The sequence below is a fragment of the Kitasatospora sp. NPDC092039 genome (assembly GCF_044756065.1).
GTDB lineage: Bacteria > Actinomycetota > Actinomycetes > Streptomycetales > Streptomycetaceae > Kitasatospora.
Genome location: NZ_JBIVSD010000007.1, coordinates 131,248 through 148,295 on the forward strand (window position 1 = coordinate 131,248; position 17,048 = coordinate 148,295).

Sequence of the window (17,048 nt, forward strand, 5' to 3'; positions counted from 1 at the left end):
TGTCGTCAGGGTGCGGGCCCGCGTCCGCCGCCGCGCTTCCCCAGGGGTCCGGCGTGCCGCGCGCGGTTGCCCATGGACGCCGACGGCGCCGCTCTGCGCGGTGCCGCTCCCCGCCTTCCCCTCGGGACCTTCCCATGTCTGATTTCGACGGCGCACCGGCTCCGGCCGGCGCCCCCGTCCCACCGCATCCGCTCCTCGGCGCGCCCCTGCCGGGCCTACCGCTCGACGGTCTGCGGGCCGTCCGGAGCGCCCTCTCCCGGCCTGTCCTGGCCCAACCCGGCCAGCAGTCGGGCCGACCACTCCGGCGACGGCCCGTCCGCGGCGCCCGCCCGAACCCGGCCGCGCAGCTGTTCCGCGCGGGCCAGCCAGTCCCGGCAGCCGGCGCAGCGCGCGACGTGCTTGTCCAGCCGGACCTCCGGCAGGCCGCTCGGTTCGCCGTCGAGCCGGGCGGACAGGGCGATACGGAACTGTGCGCATCTCATACGACCATCGTCCTGCACGCGCGTTGTGCCGGGACCAGCCGGGTGGGAGGCCGCCGTGGATGACGAACAGCTCACCGCGCTGGCGCTGACCGCCCGCTCCGGACGGACGGCCGACGTCGAGGCCTTCGTCCGGGCGACCCAGCGGGACGTCTGGCGCTTCGTCGCCCACCTGACCGACGTGCAGTCCGCCGACGACCTCGCCCAGGAGACCTTCCTGCGCGCCCTGCGCGGCCTGCCCGCGTTCGCCGGGCGCTCCTCGGCCCGCACCTGGCTGCTGTCGATCGCCCGGCGCACGGTGATCGACCGGTACCGGATGGCCGCCGCCCGGCCGCGCTGCGCCGCGCTGCCGGACTGGCAGGAGGCGGCGGAGCGCCAGGGCGGAGCACCGACGGCCGGGTTCGAGGACGGCATCGCGCTCGACGACCTGCTCGACCGGGTGCCCGCCCAGCGACGGGAGGCCTTCGTGCTGACCCAGGTGGTCGGTCTGAGCTACGCCGAGGCGGCCGAGGTCGCCGGCTGCCCGGTCGGGACCGTCCGCTCCCGGGTCGCCCGGGCGCGGGAGGAGCTGGTGGCACGTCTGCGCGCCGCCGAGGCCGAAGCGCTCGCCCCCGCCTGCTGAGCAGCGGGCGGGGCGGAGACCGACAACGGACAGCCGACAGCTGACGATCGACGGCGAACAGATAACAGATTTCGAAATCTGTTATCTGTTCGCTGAAAGTTGCCATCTGTCGGCTGTCATCTGTCGGCTGTCGGCTGTCGGCTGTTCGCCACAGGCACCCCGCGTGCCGCCGCATCCCACCCCCATCGCACGCACACCACCCCGAGGGAAAGAAATCCCCCAGGTGTTCGGAACCGGAGCCCCCGCACGCCCGACTGCTGTACCGGACCCCGCCGCCGAGGCGGCGTCCGGTCCGGCAGCACGGGAGACGGAGGGACTTCATGACAGTGCAACCGACCCCGGCCTCCCGATACCTGACTGATCGCCAGGTCCAACCGGTCGACCGCTGGAGCCTGGTCGTGGCCGCCGGCCTGCTGTCGTTCGTCGCAATGCTCGACATGAACGTGGTCAACCTCGCGCTCACTGACATCTCGGCCGGCCTGCACGTCTCCCCCGGGATCGCCCAGTGGGCCGCGCTCGGCTACCAACTCCCGCTCGTCGCCCTGCTGTTGCCCGCCGGGCGGTGGCTGGACCAGGTCGGCACCCGTTCGGCCCTGCTGTTCGCGGTCAGCTGCTTCGCCCTGTGCAGCGCGCTGGCCGCCTGCGCCCCGTGGGCCGGTTGGCTGATCGCGGCCCGGCTGTTCCAAGGCGCCTTCGGGGCCGTGCTCTTCGTCCTGATGCCGGTGCTGGCCGCGACCTCCGTCCGGCCCGAGCTGCGCGGCCGGGCGATGAGCGTGCCCGCGACGCTCGGCCCACTCGGCGCCGTCACCGGGCCGGTGATCGGCGGCCTGCTGCTGGACCACCTGGGCTGGCGGGCGATCTTCCTCGTCAAGCTGCCGGTCTGCCTGGCCGCCGTCCTGATCGTGCGGCGCCACGCCCCGCACCGGGGCGGGCTGCGGCCGCCCGACCGGTCCTCGCTCGGCGACGCCGCGCTGATCGGCGCCGCCGTGGCCGCCACGCTGCTCGGACTCACCCTCGCCCCGCAGGCGCCGCTGTGGCTGCTGCTGGCACTGCCCGCCGTACCGCTGGTGCTGCACTGGCTGCGTCGCCCGGGCGGCCGGCCGGTGGCCGAGGTGCTGCGGGCCGCCGGGACGGCCGGGGCCAACGCCTCGGTGCTGGCGCTCGCCGCCGGCTTCGCGGCCTGCCACTACCTGCTCGCCCAGTACCTGCGCGGCCCCCGGGGCGAGAGCGCCACCGCGACCGCGCTCACCATGCTGGCGTTCCCGCTCGGCATGGTGCTGGCCGGCCGGGTCGGCGGCCGGCTGGCCGACCGCTGGGGCGCCCGGCCGACCGCGCTCACCGGTGCCGCCGTCACCACCCTCGGCCTGGCCCTGCTCGTCCCGCTGGACACCGGCTGGTCCGCCCTCGACATCGCCGCGCGACTCGCCCTCGCCGGCGCCGGGATGGGCCTCAACGGCGGCCCCACCCAGGCGCTGGTGATGTCCACCTCCCCGCCCGGAAAGCTCGCCACCGCCGGGTCCGCCGTCCAGCTCGCCCGCAGCCTCGGTTTCGCGCTCGGCCCCGCCCTCGCCACCGCCGCCTCGCTCGCCGGGGCCGGTGGCACCGCCGGGACCCGCGCCGGCATCACCCTGGCCGCCCTGGTCGCGGCCACCGCCGTCGCCCTGCTCGCCCTGCACCGCCGCCCCACGCCCTGAGCCCCGCAACACCCGTACCGAAGGACCTCCTCAGATGACCGACACCATCCCCGGCCCGGGCGCCACCGACGACGCCCCGCACTGCCCGTACGGGTACGACCGGCTCCCCTCCCCCGTCCCGCTGCACGGCCCGGCGTACAAGAGCGACCCGTACCCGCTCTACCGGCGGATGCGCGAGGCCGGGCCGGTGCACCGGGTGGAGTTCCCGAGCGGCATCCACGCCTGGCTGGTCACCGGCTACCGGGCCGCCCACGCCGCGCTCAACGACCCCCGGCTCGGCAAGAACCACGCGCTGGGCAACGACAACTGGCGCCGACGCGCGTCGATCATGCCCGAGCCGCAGCACTCCCGGCTCCAGGTCCACCTGCTCCACCAGGACCCGCCCAAGCACACCTCGATGCGCCGGCTCGTCCTGGACGCGTTCGCCCCGCGCCGGGTGGAGTCGCTGCGCCCCCGGTTCCGGGAACTGGCCGACGCGCTGGTGGACGAGCTGCCGGAGTCCGGCGGTGCGGACCTGGTGGCCGGCTTCGCGGCCCACTACCCCTTCCGGGTGCTCGCCGAAGTCATCGGCCTTCCGCCCGAGTTGGCGGAGCGATTCGACCGGGACTGGGGCAAGGTGGTCCAGCCGGTCGGGCCGCAGGACCCCGGGCGTCCGGCGTACGAGGCACGGCTGCGCGGCCTCCAGACGTACATCGCCGATGTCGTCGCCCGCAAGCGCGCCGACTGCCGGGAACCGGGCTGGGCGGCCCGGGAGGACCTGCTGGGCCGCCTCGTCGCGGCCCACGACGCAGGGGAGTTGAGCCGCGCGGAGCTCGACTCGATGGTGTTCCAGCTGCTGGTCGCCGGGCAGGAGCCGGTCACCAACCAGATCACCACCATGCTGGTCACCCTGCTGCGCCACCCCGAACAGCTCGCCCGGCTCCGCGAGGGCCTCGACGAGCCCGACCGGCTCGCCCGCGCGGTGGAGGAACTGCTGCGCCACGACGCCGCGTTCGAGCTCACCACCTGGCGGTTCTTCGCCGAGGACAGCGACCTGTTCGGCACCGCCGTCCCGGCCGGCGACTCCGTGATCGTCTCCCTCTGCGCCGCCAACCGCGACGAAGCGCAGTTCCTCGATCCCGACCGCCTCGACCTCGACCGCTCTCCCAACGCCCACCTGGCCTTCGGCCACGGCGTCCACTACTGCCCCGGCGCCGCGCTGGCCCGGGCGGAACTGCAGGTCGCCCTCGCCACCCTGCTCGGCCGGCTGACCGGCCTGCGCCCGGCCGAGGCGCCCGGCGACGGCCTGGCGGACCTGGCCTGGATCCCCGCCGTCCTGGCGCGCGGGGTAAACCGGCTGCCGGTCGCCTACGACCGCCGCCACTGACCCCCGGCGCCGAGGCACCGCCCGGCACCGCCCGCCCGCAGCCCGACACCCGTCAAACCCAGCCCCAGCCCCAGCCCCAGCTCCAGCCCAGCCCAGCCCGCAAGCCGTACCGCACGACCTTCCGTGGAGGACCCGCCATGCCGCCCGTCGGCACCGCCCCTGCCGTCACCAGCCCCGCCGCCATCACCGCCACCGTCGCCCCCGCCCTCAAGGACCGCCCCTCTGCCGAGCGACTCGCCGCCCGCGTGCTGGGCCTGCTGCTGCCGCACCGCCGCGCCGCGGACCCGGACTTCGACGCCCGCCCGGAGCACTTCCCGCTCCAGCTGGCCCGGTTGGCGGACTTCATCGCGGCCGGCGAACCGATCGTCCTGACGCTGCCCGGCTTCCCCTGCAAGTCGCCGAATCCGGCGAAGGTACTCGGCCACCTGCCGGACGAGGGCGAACGGCTGTCGCTGACCTTCCTCGACGGGCTCTGCGCCGAGATCGGCCGACTGCACGCACCCGGCGCCCGCATCCTGATCTGCTCGGACGGGCACATCTTCGGAGACCTGATCGACGTCCCGGACGACCACATAGACGCCTACTCGGACGCCCTGACCGCCATGATCGCCCGCGAGGGCCTGACCCGCCTCGACACCTTCGACCTGCGGGCCGTCCTCGGCGACCTCCCGTACGACGAGAAGCGTGCCCGGGTGCACGCCCGGTACGCGCCGAGCGTCGAGGAGTTGCGCGAAGAGGTGCTGACCGAGGAGGGGACGCTGCGGCTCTACCGGGGCATCACCCGCTTCCTCACCGAGGACGCCGTCGGCTTCCCCGGCACCCGCTCCGCCCTCCAGCGGGAGTGCCGCCGTCGCGCCTACGGCGTGATCCAGCGCAGCCGCGCCTGGGGCGAGTTGATCGCCGAGCACCACCCGCGCGCCGTCCGGCTCTCCATCCACCCGCAGCCCGCCGGAGCGTCCAAGTTCGGCATCCGGCTGCTGGCGGCAGCCGACGCCTGGACCACGCCCTGGCACTCGGCGGTCATCCACCGAACCGACGGCGGCTGGGAGTTGCTGCGCAGCGAGGAGGCCGCACGGCTCGGTCGGCTGGTCCTGCGGGACGGCCGGCCGAGCCACTACGAGAGCCGCCAGATGCTCTGACCTGGCGGCTGGCGACACGGTTCACGACCGGGTGAGCTCGAAGCCACTCGTCCGGGACGGGAGCCCGGGCGAACTACCGCCCCGGCGCGGCCGAACCGGGTGCGACGGCCTGCACCGCTGCCGGGGCGCGGTGGTCGAAGGCGATCAACGGGTCGCCGGTGAGCGGGTGTTCGACCACTGCCGCCCGTACGCCGAAGACCTCGGCCAGCAGGTCGGCGGTCAGCACCTCGCGCGGCGTACCGGAGGCCACCAGGGAGCCGTCGTGCAGGACGTGCAGGCGGTCGCAGACCGAGGCGGCGGCGTTGAGGTCGTGCAGGGCCACCAGGGTGGTGCGGCGCTGCTCGCGGAGCAGGGCGAGCAGTTCGACCTGGTGCCGGACGTCCAGGTGGTTGGTCGGCTCGTCCAGGACCAGGACGTCCGGCTGCTGGGCGAGCGCCCGGGCCAGCAGCACCCGTTGCCGTTCGCCACCGGACAGTTGGGCGAACCGGCGGTCGGCGGCCCCGGACATGCCGACCCGGTCCAGCGCCTCGGCGGTGATCCGGTGGTCCTCGGCGTCATCGGCCGCGAACGCCCGCTTGTAGGGCGTGCGGCCCATCGCGACCACCTCGCGGACGCTCAACTCGAAGTCGCCGCCGCGCTCCTGGGGCAGTGCCCCGATGTGCCGGGCGGACTGCGCCGGCCGCAGCTGCGCCAGGTCCCGTCCGGCCAGCAGCACCCGGCCGGCGCTCGGCCGCAGGTGCCGGTAGACGGTGCGCAGCAGGCTGGACTTGCCACTGCCGTTCGGCCCGACCAGTCCGGCGATCTCCCCCTCCTCGACGAGCAGGTTGGCCCCGGCCAGCACCGTCCGGCCGGCCAGGGCGACACTCAGGTCCTCGACGGCGATCCTCAACTGCGCTCCAGTCGTCGGTCCAGCAGGTAGAGCAGGGTGGGGGCGCCGAGGACGGCGGTGACCACGCCGATCGGCAGTTCCTGGCCGTCCAGGGCGGTGCGGGCCACGGTGTCGACGACGACCAGCAGCAGTGCCCCGGTGAGCGCGGACAGCGGCAGCAGCCGCCGGTGGTCGGCGCCGACCAGCAGCCGGCACACGTGCGGCACCATCAGCCCGACGAAGCCGATCGCCCCGGAGACGGCGACCAGCACCCCGGTGAGCACACTGGTGACGACGAAGACCTCGCGGCGCAGCCGGGCGACGTCCACGCCGAGCCCGGCGGCCGTCTCGTCGCCCATCAGCATCGCGTTGAGTCCTCGGGCGCGGGCCTGGAGCAGGGCCAGTCCGAGCGCCACCGCGACGGCGGGGACGGCGAGTTGGGCCCAGACGGCGCCGCCGAGGCTGCCCATCAGCCAGAACAGCACGCCCCTGGTCTGCTGTTCGTCGCGGGTCTGCAGGACCAGGTAGCTGGTGATGCCGCCGAGGAACTGGGCGATGCCGATGCCCGCGAGGACGAGGCGCAGCGGGGAGAAGCCGCCGCCGCGCCGGGCCATCAGCCAGACCAGCGAGAACGCGGCGAGCGCGCCGGCGAACGCCGCCAGGGAGACGGTGAGGCCGAGCGCGCTGCCGAAGGAGAGCTCGAGTCCGAGGGTGGTGCCGAGGACGATGGTGGCGACCGCGCCGAGCGAGGCGCCGGAGGAGATGCCGAGCAGGTAGGGGTCGGCGAGCGGGTTGCGGACGAGGGCCTGCACGGCGGTGCCGACCAGGCCGAGTCCTGCGCCCACCACTGCCGCCAACAGGGCGCGCGGGACGCGCAGTTGCCAGACGATGAGGTCGCGGGTGCCGGGTTCGGCGGCCCGGCCGGTGAGCCGGCGGGCGACCACCGACCAGACCTCGCTGGGCGGGACGTCCACCGAGCCGAGCGAGACGGCGGCGGTCAGCGCGAGCACCAGGGCGGCGACGAGGACGACGGCCAGCGGCCCGGCCCGCAGGGTGCGGGCCGGGCGGGCTTCGCCGTGCTCCTTGTGGGCGATGGCCGAAGTCACCGGCTACCGACCGTTCTTGGCGGGGTCGGCGCCCTTGACCAGGTCCGGATGGACGGTGGCGGCGATCTGCCGGACGGCGTCGGCGTTGCGCACCCCCGCGATGGTGGTCGCCTCGGAGCCGAGCCGGACGAAGTGCCCTTCCCGGACGGCCTTCAGGCCCTGGGTCGCGGGGAAGCCCTTCAGGAAGGCCTCGGCCTCGTCGAAGGCCTTGCGGGTGGCCTCCTCGCTGCCCCGGTTGCGTACGGCCAGCTGGATCCAGTCCGGGTCCTTCGCGACGACGTCCTCCCAGGAACCGGGCTTGAAGTCGGCGTCGCAGTCGGCGAACACGTTGCGCGCCCCGGCCTGGCTGATCACGGCGTTGGCGACCTGCCGTCCGCAGACCGCCACCGGCTGCTTGGTCCCGGCGTCGAAGTCGAAGACGAAGTAGCTCGGCCGCTGCCCCTCCGGCACGGCGGCGAGCGCGGTGCGGACCTCGCCGAGCTGCTTCTCCATCCCGGCGACGAGTTCCTCGGCCCGGGCGGCGGTGCCGGTGACGGCGCCGAGCCGGCGGACGTCCTCCTCGATCCCGGCGAGGTCGGTGCGCGGCGCCTTGGCGGCCTTCGGCGTCCCGGCGCAGGCGGTGGAGAGCAGGTAGACGTGCTGGATGCCGGCCGCCGCGAACTCCTCCTCGCTCGGCCCGGTGGCGCCGCCGCCCATCATCGGCATCGCGCCGAAGGTGTCCACGTAGAGGTCGGCGCCGGAGCCGAGCAGCTTCTCCTTGGGTATGCCCTTGTCCCCGAGCGCCGGCACCTTGGCGCCCTGCTCGGCGAGGGCCGCGGGCAGGGTGCCCTTGCCGGGCGGGAAGCCGGTGCCGATCACCCGCTCCCCCGCGCCGAGTCGGAGCAGCAGCTCCAGGCTGGAGGCGTTGCTGGTGACGATCCTGGCGGGCGCCTTGGCGATGGTGGTCTCCTTGCCCGCGCAGTCGGCGACCTTGACGGGGAACCCACCGCCCGGGCCGGCCTGGACGGTGACGGAGGCGTTCGGCCCGCCCTCGGTCCCGCTTCCGCAGGCCGTGGCGAACAGGGCGACAGCGGCCGCGATTCCGCAGACGACGCGAGGGCGCATGACAACTCTCCTGGTCGGTGGTGGTGCTGGGTGGTGCTCGGTGACGGTGGTGGATGGCCGTGCCGAGGGCCCGTACTGCGGACCCGGACCAGGTAGTCGGCCGGCCCGGGCGATGGGTTCCCGCGATTCGCGACCGGTCGCGGCCGGTGCGCCTGCGGGCTCGTGCGCACGCGGGTTCGTACGTACGCGGGTTCGTACGGCGCCGAGGCCCGGGACGTAGGCTGGCCGGATGGCCGACCCCACCGCCCCGCACGACGACCTCGACCTCCCCGTCCGGCTCGGGCCGCGCCCGCCCCGCCGGGTGGTCTCGCTGGTGCCGTCGCTGACCGAGGCCGTCGCCGCCACCGCACCCGGACTGCTGGTCGGCGCCACCGACTGGTGCAGCCACCCCGCCGACCTGTCCGTCACCCGGATCGGCGGCACCAAGAACCCGGACGTCCCCGGCATCCTCGCGCTCGCGCCGGACCTCGTCCTCGCCAACGAGGAGGAGAACCGGCGCCCCGACCTGAACGCGCTGCGGGCGGCCGGCGTCCCGGTCTGGGTCACCGACATCCGCACCCTGGACGACGCCTTCCGCTCCCTGGACCGGCTGCTGACCAGGGCCTGCGGGCTGCCCCGGCCGGCGTGGCTGGACGAGGCGGAGGCGGCCTGGAGCGGCGCCGGGACTGGCGCCGGGAGCGGCGACAGTCCTGCGGAGCCCGACGGCCCGCGGACCGTCGTGCCGATCTGGCGCCGCCCGTGGATGGTCCTCGGCCGCGACACCTTCGCCGGGGACCTGCTGCGCCGTCTGGGCCTGCGGCTCGTCCACGCCGACCACCCCGAGCGCTACCCGGCCGTCCCGCTGCCCGAACTGCTCGCCTGCCGACCGGAGTTGGTGGTCCTGCCGGACGAGCCCTACCGCTTCACCGCCGAGGACGGCCCGGAGGCGTTCCCCGGCACACCGGCGGCGCTGGTCAGCGGACGACACCTGACCTGGTACGGACCGTCGCTGGTCACCGCCCCCGCCGTGCTGCGGCAGGCCCTCCACCACCCGTTCGGTCCGGGAGGTACGGGCGCCTCGTAGGACGACTGCCGATCGCCAGGCCCGTCGTGGCGCCCCCGGCACGCACCCGGCGCCGAACACGAAAGGGCCCGGGACGCGTGCTCGCGTCCCGGGCCCTCGGCCCTTCGGCCGTACGTCGTCAGCCGCGCGCGGCGGACACGGCGGCGCCCAGCGCCTCCTTGATCCGGGGGCCGAGGCGGGCGAAGCCCAGCTCCTTCATCGCCGCCCGCAGCAACTCCTCGTCGTTCCGCTCGACACCGTCGCCGTCCACCCACCGCACGACGGCGAGCAGCTCGTCGGCGGAGTAGGCCGTCACCGGGCGACCGGGCGTGAAGTCCGGCTTCGCGGGACGGGCGTCGGCCTCCGGCTCAGCGGCGGGGGCCTCGGCAGCGGCCTCAGGCGCGGGCTCGGGCTCGGGCTCGGGCTCGGGCTCGGCGGAGGGCTCCTCGATCTCGACCGCAGGCGCCTCCACCACTGCCTCGGCCTCGACCACCGGCTCCGTCACCTCGACGGCGACGGCCTCGGTCTCGGGCTGGGCAGCGGGCTCCTCGATGACGGGTTCGGCCTCAGGCTCGGTCTCGGCGACCGGCTCGGCCTCTGCAGCCTCCTCCGCGACCTCGACCTCGGACTCAGGCTCGGTCTCGTCCGCGGTCTCGGTCTCGGCAGCCGGTTCCTCGACCTTGACAGGCTCCTCGGCGACCTCGGCCTCAACTGCCGCTGCTACCACGGCCTCAGGCCCGGTCTCGACTACCGGCTCGACCTCGACGGCAGGCTCGGCGGCCTCAGCGGCCGGCTCCTCGGCGGTGGGCTCCGCCGTGACGGCCTCAGGTTCGGCCTCGGTCTCGCCCACCGGCTCGGCTGCAGCCTCGGGCTCAGCCACGGGCTCGTCGGCCTCGACAGTCGGCTCCTCGACCGGAACCTCGGCGGCGGTCTCCTCGACCTCAGCGGCCTCGGCGACCGGAACGGCCTCCGGCTCTGCCTCCACCGTCGTCTCGTCCGCAGCCTCCGCCTCGGCCAGAGCGGCGGTCGCGGCGGCCACCAGGTCGTCGGCCGCCGGGGAAGGCGCCGGGAGGGTGACCACAGCGGCCGGGGCCTCCTCCTCAGCCTGCGCCGCCGACGGCTCGTCGTCAGCGGTACCCGTCTCCGGCCCCGTCTCCGCTTCGGCCTCGGCCTCGATCTCCGTCTCGGCCTCGCCCTCGGCGGCCACAGTCTCCGCAGCGGCCTCGTCGACCTCCTCGACCGGAGCCGTCACCGGAGCCGGGGTCTCCTCCACGAGTCCGGCCCGCTGACCACCGGCCAGCGCCTGCAGGGCAGCCGCCTCGGCGTCGGCCAGGTCGGCCGTCTCGTCGGCCTCGGTCTCCTCGGCCACAGCTTCCTCGACACCGGCCGCGACCGCGGTCTCAGCGACGACCTCCACCTCAGCCGCGACCTCAGCCCCGGCAGCCGCCTCGGCACTCGGCTCCTCGACCGCCGTCTCCTCGACAACAGCGGAGGCCTCCGCGAGCCCGTCCCGCTGGCCGGCGGCCAGCGCCTGGCGCGCGGTGTACGCGGCCTCGGCGGCGCGGCGGTCGGCCTTGGCCGCGGCGAGTTCGGCGAGCAGGTCGGCGAGGCCGGCCTCCTCCAGGACGGCGCGCAGGCTGCGGATGGTGGGCAGGCGGTAGAGGGTGCCCTCGTCGGCGGCGAGCCGCTCGACCAGGTCGATCAGCTCGGCGAAGGGCAGCCCGTCCAGGTCGTGGTCGGGCAGCAGGCGGGCGAGGCCGCGCAGGCCGGTGTTGATCGCCTCGAAGGCCTGGGCGGTGCGGTCGACCAGCGCGCCGTCGGAGGGCACCCGCGGGAGGGTGCCGACCGGGGCGAGGGCGGCCCAGGCGCGACGCTCGACCTCGGCGGAGGTGAGGGCCTCGTGCAGGTCCTCACGGCGGATGCGGCGGTCGGTGGCGAGCGCGACGGCCTGCTTGCGCAGCGAGCGGCCGCGCAGCCAGGAGAGCTTGACGCCGTTCTCCCGGCGCCAGGCGCTGTCGGCGGTGGCGGCGGCGAGGGCGCCGAGGTCGGCGTCGTACGCGGCGGGGAAGAGGGTCGCGGAGGTGCGGTGCACCCGCTGGAGCATCTCCACCAGCAGCGCGGTCTTGGCGACGGTGTCGGGCTCGTCCAGCTTGGCGTCGGCGGCGAGGGCGGTGACGGCCTCCCAGGTCTGCTGGAGGTCGCTGCCGCGCAGTTCGGCGAGGGCCGTGGACGCGGCGCGGGCGTCCTCGGGGGTGGCGACGGTGTCGACGGCCGCGTACCAGGCGTGGGTCTCGGCGGTGAGCGTGAAGGCCCCGAGCTCGGCGTAGCGGCCGAGGTCCTCGCGGAGGTCGGGCTCCGCTGCGGCGTCCTGGGGGTCCTTGACGTCTGCGGCGTCGGCGACGTCCGCCGGGTCGGCTGCGTCGGCGTTGCGCGAGTGAAGCACTGTCATGTGAGGTCCGGTTCTGGGCGACGACGGCGGGGCTGGCGGCGAGGGGGCGGCGGACCGGTTGCGCGGGATCGCCCCTGGGACGGGGCTGGGGGGCGCGCGGTCGGGCTGCCGGTGTGGACGCCCAGAATACGGGTGCCCGTTCGAGCCTTGCACGCACCCACCGCCCCGAACGGCGGGTGTCGTGTGCCATACCGCCCGCCTGGCCGCCACCCGGGCGGTCCGCCCGGGTGGTCCCGCAGTGCTCCGGACGGGCGTCCTCGCTGCTCACGGCTCCTCACCGCGGCTCCCCGTGCCGCCCTCCATCGGACGGACCGCGCCGACGGTCGGGCCGGCGGCCGGGACGGTCGGGGCGGTCAGGACGGTCGGGACGGCCAGGCCGGTCGGGGCGGTCAGGACGGTCGGGACGTTCGCCCGACAGACCGTCCCGCCGCCGGAGCCGTTCCAGCGGCACCTCCCGCCTGCCGCGCCCCCGCCCCTGGCCCCGTCCGCCGAGCGGCGGCCGGAACCCGGCCCGACCGAGGGCGCGCAGATCGACCGGCGCGAGGTACTCGCCGAGCGCGGTGCGGTGCCACCACGCGCCGGTTTCCCGCAGTTCGCGCCAATCGGTGAACCGGTAGAGGTAGAGGGTCGCCCGGACGTGGGTCGGCGGGGCGTCCGGGAAGGGGTTGTGGCGCAGCAGGCGCAGGGTGGCCCGGTCGCCCGACAGCAGGCGGGCGACGAAGGGCAGGAACCAGGGGCGGGCGTAGGCGGGCGAGATGCCGGCGAACCACATCAGCCAGTCGAGCCGCAGGTGGTAGGGCGCGAACTGGCGCGGGAGCCGGCGTACGTCACCGGGCTTGCCCTTGAAGCCGTACTCGCGCCAGACGGTGTGCGGGGTGAGCACGGCCTCGTCGGTGCCCTCGACCACCACCTCCTGGCGGAGCCGGTTGACGCTGCCGAAGGCGCCGTAGGTGTTGACGAGGTGCAGCCGGTTGAAGGAGCGGTTCATGGCCTGGCCACGGGAGACCATGTTGCGCACCGGCCAGTAGCTGAGCACCACGACGGCGGCGGTCAGCGCGATCACCAGCGCCTCGTACCAGACCGGGGCGCCGGGGTACGCGCGGGCGTGGACGGGCAGGCCGAGGCGGGCCGGCTGTACGGCGGCGAGGGCGAGGACGATGGTCAGCCAGTTGAGCCAGGCGAAGTTGCCGGAGGCGACCAGCCAGAGCTGGGTGGCGATGACGGCGCAGGCCGCGTAGCTCGCGACCGGCTGCGGCAGCAGCAGGGCCACCGGTACGACGAGTTGGACGACGTGGTTGACGGCCGCCTCCACCCGGTGCAGCGGGGCGGGCAGGTGGTGGAAGAACCAGCTGAGCGGTCCGGGCATCGGCTGGGTCTCGTGGTGGTACCGGAGGCAGGTCAGGTCGCGCCAGCAGCTGTCGCCGCGCAGCTTGATCAGCCCGGCGCCGAACTCGACCCGGAAGGCCAGCCAGCGCATCAGCCACAGCACCGGGGCGGGCGGGGCGGTGCCGGCGTTGCCCAGGAAGGCGGCGAGGAAGCCCGATTCGAGCAGCAGCGACTCCCAGCCGAAGGAGTACCAGGTCTGCCCGACGTTGACGATGGAGAGGTAGAGGACCCAGAGCACCGCCCACAAGAGAATCGACGCCCAGAGCGGGACGGCGGCGCCCAGCCCGGCCGCCACGGCGGCGGCGAGGGCGGCGCCGCTCCAGGCGACGGCGGCGAAGAACCGGTCGCTGTAGTGGAGGTGGAACAGGCCGGGTGACCGGCGGAACGGGACCCGGTCGGTGAACCGGGGCACCGGAAGCATGCCGTCGGTGCCGATCAGCGCGCGGAACTGCGCGGCGGCGGCCAGGAATCCGATCAGGAAGAGCGCGGCGAGCAGGCGTTGGACGAGCAGCCGGCTCAGCCAGTAGTCGGGGGCGGCGAACCAGTCCATGCGGCCCATGCCTACCATCCGGCACCCCGGGCGCGGGCCCGGCCGGGGCGGCGGCGGGCGGACGGTTCACCCGCTCGGCCCGGGCCGCGGGCCCGGCGGGCTCCGGAACGAACGCCGGAAGACGCCCGAGCGAAGCCGGTGGCGGGAAGCCGGTGGCGGGAAGCCGGTGGCGGACTGCGGGACCCGACACTGTGGCGGGCACCGGTACGGAAGCCGGTGGCAGCCCCATCAAGCGACACCCGGCGAACTCCCGGCCCCGGACGGCACCGTGGCGGGGTCCTCTCCACGGGGGTGAGAGGCACCCCGCCACGGCGGTGGACGGGTCCGCACCGGTCGGCCGGGTTCAGCCGGGCAGGCCGGGGCCGGCCTCGCCGGTGATGGCCGATCGGCCGGGCACGGAGGCGCCGCTCTGCTGGAGCCGGTCGACGAGCAGGGCGGCCAGGGTGCCGAGCTCCTCCTCGGTGCGGGACCGGGCGGTGATGTCCATGCCGACGGTGAGGACACCGTTGATCCGGCCGGTGAGCGCGGCCCGCAGCGGGGTGCAGGTGAAGCTGAAGACCTGTCGGCCGCGCTGGGCGTCCGGGCGGGCGGACTGGAGCCGGACGTCGTCGAGGACGGCGGTGCGACCGGTGTGGTACGCCTCCACGACGGCCTGTTCGAGGCCCGCCGCGCCGAGCTGCGGGTAGGCGGCGCCGATCGTCCCGTACGCCGTCGGCGCGCCGAAGGTGTCGGCGTGCTGGGCGTTGGCGTACCGGATCTCCTGGCCCGGGCCCTCGGTGAGCATGATGGGGAACGGCGAGCCGTCGAAGGCGGCGAACATCTCCTGGCGCTGGGCGAGCAGGCTGTCGCGCAACCGGATCTCGGAGAGCAGTGCTTCGGCGAGGTGCTGGATGTCGCGCAGCCGTTCGCGCCCCCACTGCCGGGGTTCCCGGTCGAGGACGCAGACGGTGCCGATGACGGTGTTGGTGTCGTCGACGAGCGGGGCGCCGAGGTAGGCGCGGACGCCGAGTTCGTCCACCACCGGGTTCCCGGCGAAGCGGGGGTAGGCGAGGATGTCGTCGAGGGCGAGCGGGGAGCGCTGGGCGACCACGTGCGGGCAGAAGCCGTGGCTCAGCGGCATCTCGCGGGTGGGAAGGTCGAAGGCGATGCCGCGGTCCGCCCAGGACGATCCGTCCTCGGCCTTGGTGTCGGCCGAACTTGGCGGAATGTAGAGCCCCCGGAACATCTGGCGCTCGTCATTGATGAAGTTGACCATCGCGATGGGGGCGCGCGTGATACTGGCTGCCAGGTGGGCGAAGCGGTCGAAGGCCTCGTCCGCGGACGGGTCGTTGAGCCCAAGGCCGCGCAGCCTGCGGGTTCGCGCGGACTCCCCGGAGGCACCCGGGAACTGGCCTTGAGTGCTCATCACATCAGTCATGGCGCACATGTAACCAGACATCAGAACGGCCGGGCGGTGCCGATCGACCGTTCCTCAGCCTTGCCGATGGCCAGTCAAAACCGCACGTGAACGACCGGTCGACGGTCGGTCACGAAGCGCTGATCGATTCCCGTCCGGGGCCCGGGCGAAACCCCTCGGCACGGGGACGGGCCGAATCACGCCAATCCAAGATCGACTCTGGGATGCCCCGGTGCCCCATACAACAATGAGCCCTGCCGAAGACACGGACGGTGCCCGTCGCCGGGACACCGCCCGGTGACGCGTGCGCCGATCGCACCGGGGCGACCGGCCGACACTCCCGCACCCCCACCCCCCGTGGGTCGCCGGAGCGGCATCGACGGCACGGACGGAGGCACGGCACCACCCGCATCGAGAGGACCGGAGCATGGCGATGGACTACTTCACCGACGACCGTCACGAGGACCTTCGCGCCGAGGTCCGTGACTTCGCGGAGAAGGAGGTGCGTCCGCGGGTGTCCAGGATGGAGGCCGAGCGGAAGATCGAGTTCGAGCTGGCCCGGGAGATCGCCCGCCAGGGCTGGATCGGCGTGACGATCCCGCGGGAGTTCGGCGGCCTCGGCCTGGGTCACGTCGCCAAGACCGTGATCATCGAGGAGCTGGCCCGGGTCAGCGGAGCCGCCGGCTCGATCGCGCAGGCCTCCCAGCTGGGCGTGGCCAAGGTCCTCCACTACGGCTCCCAGGCCCAACGCCGCAAGTGGCTGCCGAAGTTCGCCTCCGGTGAGTGCCTGCCGACCATCGCCGTCACCGAGCCGGAGTCCGGCGGGCACGTGCTCGGGATGACCGGCACCGCGGTGCGCGACGGCGACGAGTACGTGCTCAACGGCCGCAAGTGGTTCGTCGGCAACTCCCACATCGGGGACGTGCACGGCGTGGTCCTGCGCACCGGCCAGGGCAGCCGGGGCCTGTCCGCCTTCCTGGTGGAGAGCGACCGCCCGGGGTTCCGCACCGGCTCCCCCGGGTCGCAGAGCGGGCTGCACGGCTTCAGCTTCGGCGAGATCCTATTGGAGGACTGCCGCGTCCCGGCCGGCAACCGGCTCGGCCGGGAGGGGCAGGGGCTGGACGTCGCCTACTCCTCCTCCACCCTCTACGGCCGGATCAACCTCGCCGCCGTCGCGCTCGGCATCCACACCGCGATCGTCGAGGACACCGCCCGGTTCGCCGAGGGGCGCGTCCTGTACGGCCAGCCGATCAACCAACTCCCGAACATCATGCTGAAGTTGGGGGAGATGCAGTCACGGCTGATGACCGCCAGGCTGGCCGCGTACCACGCCTCCCACCTGCTCGACCACGGCCGCGCCTGCGACGCCGAGCTGATGAACGCCAAGCTGATCAACACCGAGTACGCGCTGGACTCCGCGCGCAACGCCATGGAGATCCACGCCGCCCGCGGCCTCCAGCCCGAGTTCGGCATCGAGCGCTACCTGCGGGACGCCACCCACGTCTACCCGCCGGCCGGCACCTCGGACGTCCAGCGGCTGCGGCTCGGGCAGGTCGCGTCGGGCACGTACGGCAAGCAGTGGTCGGCGGAGCTCTCCGACCTGACCAGCTGGGCCTGGAGCGAACTCGCCGCCCAGCGGGACGCCCCGGCGGAGGAACCGCCGGGGCGGCGCGGGCGGGTGCTGCCGATGCCACTGGCGGGCTGAGCCCGCCCGTCGGAGCGGCACTTGACCCGTTCGCGACGGATCCCCCAGCGGCCGCCCGGGCCGCCGGGGACCCTCGGACCGGACCGGCCGAGGGTCGTGAGCTGCGGCGTTGCGTCGTCGAACGATTCGCCCCGGACTCCAC

Annotated in this window: 13 protein-coding genes; 6 read left to right on the top strand and 7 right to left on the bottom strand. The window is 74.6% G+C overall.

Annotated features, from left to right (window positions below):
- Nucleotides 1-215 precede the first annotated feature (215 nt).
- Nucleotides 216-482, bottom strand: a complete 267-nt coding sequence (locus ACIQI7_RS16430; protein ID WP_401110016.1) for a zf-HC2 domain-containing protein — start codon at nt 480-482, stop codon at nt 216-218.
- Nucleotides 483-537: 55 nt separating this feature from the next.
- Here ACIQI7_RS16430 and ACIQI7_RS16435 point away from each other — a divergent pair, with 55 nt between their 5' ends.
- The 4 genes from ACIQI7_RS16435 to ACIQI7_RS16450 all read left to right on the top strand — a co-directional run bounded on the left by ACIQI7_RS16435 (nt 538) and on the right by ACIQI7_RS16450 (nt 5,300).
- Nucleotides 538-1,101, top strand: coding sequence for a sigma-70 family RNA polymerase sigma factor (locus ACIQI7_RS16435; RefSeq protein ID WP_401110018.1), 564 nt, complete (start codon nt 538-540; stop codon nt 1,099-1,101).
- A 320-nt stretch (nt 1,102-1,421) separates the two neighbouring features.
- Nucleotides 1,422-2,795: an MFS transporter gene (locus ACIQI7_RS16440; RefSeq protein ID WP_401110021.1), complete on the top strand. Its 1,374-nt coding sequence runs from the start codon at nt 1,422-1,424 to the stop codon at nt 2,793-2,795.
- A 34-nt stretch (nt 2,796-2,829) separates the two neighbouring features.
- Complete coding sequence (locus tag ACIQI7_RS16445; protein WP_401110024.1) at nt 2,830-4,161, top strand: cytochrome P450; 1,332 nt, start codon at nt 2,830-2,832, stop codon at nt 4,159-4,161.
- Between the two features lie 137 nt (nt 4,162-4,298).
- Entirely contained in the window at nt 4,299-5,300 is a 1,002-nt protein-coding gene (locus ACIQI7_RS16450; RefSeq protein ID WP_401110028.1) for an L-tyrosine/L-tryptophan isonitrile synthase family protein, read from the top strand.
- Nucleotides 5,301-5,373: 73 nt separating this feature from the next.
- Here ACIQI7_RS16450 and ACIQI7_RS16455 read toward each other — a convergent pair whose 3' ends face one another.
- Genes ACIQI7_RS16455 through ACIQI7_RS16465 form a run of 3 tightly spaced genes read right to left on the bottom strand, consistent with a single transcriptional unit; the run spans nt 5,374 to nt 8,378 of the window.
- Nucleotides 5,374-6,189, bottom strand: coding sequence for an ABC transporter ATP-binding protein (locus tag ACIQI7_RS16455; RefSeq protein ID WP_401110030.1), 816 nt, complete (start codon nt 6,187-6,189; stop codon nt 5,374-5,376).
- The gene (locus tag ACIQI7_RS16460) at nt 6,186-7,274 is read right to left on the bottom strand and encodes a FecCD family ABC transporter permease (protein ID WP_401110032.1); all 1,089 of its coding nucleotides are present in this window, start codon (nt 7,272-7,274) and stop codon (nt 6,186-6,188) included. Before ACIQI7_RS16460 ends, ACIQI7_RS16455 begins: the two co-directional genes overlap by 4 nt.
- Before the next feature lie 3 nt (nt 7,275-7,277).
- The gene (locus ACIQI7_RS16465; protein ID WP_401110034.1) at nt 7,278-8,378 is read right to left on the bottom strand and encodes an ABC transporter substrate-binding protein; all 1,101 of its coding nucleotides are present in this window, start codon (nt 8,376-8,378) and stop codon (nt 7,278-7,280) included.
- Nucleotides 8,379-8,607: 229 nt separating this feature from the next.
- Between ACIQI7_RS16465 and ACIQI7_RS16470 the strand changes: the two genes are divergently transcribed.
- Complete coding sequence (locus ACIQI7_RS16470; RefSeq protein WP_401110037.1) at nt 8,608-9,441, top strand: helical backbone metal receptor; 834 nt, start codon at nt 8,608-8,610, stop codon at nt 9,439-9,441.
- Nucleotides 9,442-9,559: 118 nt separating this feature from the next.
- Here the strand turns inward: ACIQI7_RS16470 and ACIQI7_RS16475 are convergent, their stop codons facing one another.
- From ACIQI7_RS16475 to ACIQI7_RS16485, 3 genes are all read right to left on the bottom strand, one after another.
- Nucleotides 9,560-11,869, bottom strand: a complete 2,310-nt coding sequence (locus ACIQI7_RS16475) for a hypothetical protein (RefSeq protein WP_401110040.1) — start codon at nt 11,867-11,869, stop codon at nt 9,560-9,562.
- 274 nt (nt 11,870-12,143) lie between these two features.
- On the bottom strand, nt 12,144-13,805 hold the full coding sequence (locus tag ACIQI7_RS16480; protein ID WP_401110042.1) for a lipase maturation factor family protein: 1,662 nt from the start codon (nt 13,803-13,805) through the stop codon (nt 12,144-12,146).
- Between the two features lie 343 nt (nt 13,806-14,148).
- Nucleotides 14,149-15,222: a GAF domain-containing protein gene (locus ACIQI7_RS16485; protein ID WP_387757590.1), complete on the bottom strand. Its 1,074-nt coding sequence runs from the start codon at nt 15,220-15,222 to the stop codon at nt 14,149-14,151.
- Nucleotides 15,223-15,628: 406 nt separating this feature from the next.
- On the opposite strand from ACIQI7_RS16485, the gene ACIQI7_RS16490 reads away from it, so the two are divergent.
- Nucleotides 15,629-16,906: an acyl-CoA dehydrogenase family protein gene (locus tag ACIQI7_RS16490; protein ID WP_401110045.1), complete on the top strand. Its 1,278-nt coding sequence runs from the start codon at nt 15,629-15,631 to the stop codon at nt 16,904-16,906.
- The last annotated feature ends 142 nt before the right edge of the window (nt 16,907-17,048 follow it).